Source organism: Carboxylicivirga sp. (assembly GCF_982718395.1).
In genome coordinates this window covers 1-2,879 of record NZ_CEXQWX010000299.1, presented here as the reverse complement: position 1 = coordinate 2,879, position 2,879 = coordinate 1, and the positions used below count along the sequence as shown (strand labels likewise).

Here is a 2,879-nt window from a genome sequence, read left to right as displayed (position 1 = left end):
ATATCAGTATGTATTGTGCACTTTTTGAAGATTTAAATAAGAAATAAGTGCCATTATGCACTTTTAGAAAAGTTGTGCTTCATGCTGAAAAAAGATAGAATGTTTAAAAATGAGAATCTAAATAATATAGTTCGTTACATACTCGCAACGTTAATACCTGTAATTGTCATTTTATTGATTGTGACATTTATAGAGTCTTATACAGTAATTGAAAAAAAGATATTTCAATTGTTTTTACCTTCTAATCAAAAAACTCTTACGCAATTGCTTTTGTTTTTCTCTGGATACGGAATTCTAATAGTATTTGTTTTTTTTACTTCAAAAAACGCACCGATATTAAAATAATTTTAATTCTCTTTTTTCTAATTTCTACTTTGTTCTCTAGTATTCATTACCTACTCTACACTAACGACAACTACTCTTATATCGTGAATAAGGAACAAATAGAGAGAAATTATAAAAATCAACTTAATAGTCTTAAGAAATTAAATTCTTCTCTAGAGGAAAAATGTAGCTTACTTGCATCCACTATTTCAAAACTTAATTCTAAATACATATGTGATACAATAAAAACCAAAAAACAGTTGCTTACTTATAATGGGAGAGATGAATATTATATAGATACGTTTAGAATCCAAGAAAATATCATTATAAGAAATGTAAAGTTCATTTATATGGTCGGAGGCACAAATGGCATTCCAGTCGCAGGTAATGAAAGAAAAGTTGATTACAAATTAATGGTTCTCTCAAATCCAGAGGTTTTTGTGGAAATGCCTCTGGAAGATAGTCCTTTTGCAATAAATAATATTGAAAAGTACACTTCTGCAGAAGCCTTCGAAAAATTAAGTTGCACTGATAAATTAATTCCCAAAAACGCATTTAAAGAACTTTTTCAGTTTTATTATGAATCTATGAAAACAGATAGAGGTATTATTCAAGAAAGTATTGTCATTTTAAAAAACAAGGAGTTGCCTTATAGCCATTTTGCTTATGACACGTTACTAAAAGGGCTAAATATTGATGAAAATTATTATTCACCAGCCAATTGGTTTGGTAGACTCTTGAGAATTATTCAACTACTACTTTCAATTTATATTTTTCTTCCTCTATTTCAGAAGTATACGGAAAAATATTTTTTTAATTATAAGAAAAGAATGAACAAATAATAGCACGAAAGCACAACAATGTGTATAATTCATAAGGGTTTCAAAGTTTTTGGAGCTGCATCACCCGCATCCATTTTGGGTGGTAACTTGATAAGTTTGAAGCCCGCAATCCCTTACGAAATCATACACTCAACGTTAACAGATAGATTTTAGCTTTAGAATATGATTAAAGAAAATTGTGCTTTTAAAGCATTCGAAATAAATTTAGAGCGAACCAATATGTTAATTCAAGCTGTTGACAAGATTGGAGGATACAATTACCAATATCAAGATAAAGCCTATGATATAAATCCAGAATATGGAAATATTGTAAAATCGGTTCAAGATATTGAATTGGAGAAAATCTCAATTTCTTGTTTTGAACATGCCATTATTTCATTGGCAACAACATTTGAGACATATTTAAAAGAATTAATACAGGAATTGTTATTTAAGTACAGTGACTATTTTCTAAAACATGACACAAAATGGAAAGAAAAAATAAAAGAAATAATCAATGATTCTGAAGGATATGATTTCGAATTTATTTTAGACAAACTAAACCTAAAAAATCGTTTTCAGATTATTGATTTTTTAAGCAAACACAACGTATTTTTATTGTCGACAGATTTGGAAAAATTAATCAAATCGATTTACATAAAAAGAAACAATTTCGTTCATAGTGGTTCAAAGTTATCAGAAAAAGCTAAGTCACAGATTAAAGACTTAATTTCGGTTGACAAAAAGACATTCTTTGACTTAAGTATTAAACAGATAAGAACCAAGTTTAAACGATTGATGAATAAAACGCATGAAAATGTATTAGGCACACTTGAAAATAAATAAAAACTAAAAACAAGCCGTTAACAAAGTACCATATTGCTTAGCTGGGTTTGGTGGTGTGCAAGCTGCGGATTCTCGCACATCGTTCCGTCCTACCGGACAGGAACGCTGCCCCGAAATCCACTACAGCAACATATACCAACCATTAGGTGCAATTTTAACTACTTCAACTGTTAAGTGTTAATATATTTATGAAAATATAATCTTTCACAGCGCATATAATACATTCTTTTTTAGTAACTTTTGATTGTTATTGTAATGTTTGCAACTTAAACAATATTGTTATGGACCCAATTTCATTAATTATTCTAGGAGCAACAGTCGCTGGTTGTGCAGCAGTTGTGGGTGGTGATAAATCGAAACCAAAAAAAACAGAAAAAAAGGACAAAGATTGGAAACATGTTTCGACCAAAAAGAAAGAGATTCTGATTGATACAAAATCTAACTCAGGTGACCATTTTACTTATAATCCTAAAAAGCATGAATTGCATGCAACATTCAATAATAGGAAAAAACATGTACCGATTGAAAAAGGCTTAGGTGCTATCGTTGAATGGGATACACTAAATAATTCAAAAGACTATTTAAAGTCATATAAGCTTGAAGCTTTAAGAGGTTCAAATTACAGCCCAAGTGGCAAATTTAATTATGATGAAAAGTTCCCTCAAGAATATTGGAAAAACAAGTATTATGATAAAATTAGTGGTAATAGCTTTAATGATATCAACACTCCAAACTACTTAAACTCATTCGCAGAGAATTATAATAAATCTACCAAGCATAATGAAAACGATTTCTCAGCTTACGATTTTCCAAAGAAACTAAGCAATTTCAAGGTTGACAAACTACCTTCAGTTCATAATATTAAAAGCAATTATGTTCCACCGATAG

The 2,879-nt window shown here is 29.7% G+C and carries 3 protein-coding genes; all 3 read left to right on the top strand.

The window, feature by feature from the left end; all coding sequences use genetic code 11:
- Positions 1 to 428: 428 nt before the first annotated feature.
- Positions 429 to 1,166: a hypothetical protein gene (locus AC4MRQ_RS25540; protein WP_491200562.1), complete on the top strand. Its 738-nt coding sequence runs from the start codon at positions 429 to 431 to the stop codon at positions 1,164 to 1,166.
- 162 nt (positions 1,167 to 1,328) lie between these two features.
- Positions 1,329 to 1,991 carry a hypothetical protein gene (locus AC4MRQ_RS25535; RefSeq protein WP_491200561.1) on the top strand — a complete coding sequence of 221 codons (663 nt, stop codon included), beginning with the start codon at positions 1,329 to 1,331 and terminating at the stop codon, positions 1,989 to 1,991.
- A gap of 281 nt (positions 1,992 to 2,272) precedes the next feature.
- On the top strand, positions 2,273 to 2,879 hold a 607-nt coding region (locus AC4MRQ_RS25530; protein WP_491200560.1), incomplete at its 3' end, for a hypothetical protein.

Excerpts from the sequence above, each read along its gene's own strand:
- AC4MRQ_RS25535 (WP_491200561.1), top strand. The coding sequence starts at position 1,329 with ATGATTAAAGAAAATTGTGCTTTTAAAGCATTCGAAATAAATTTAGAG.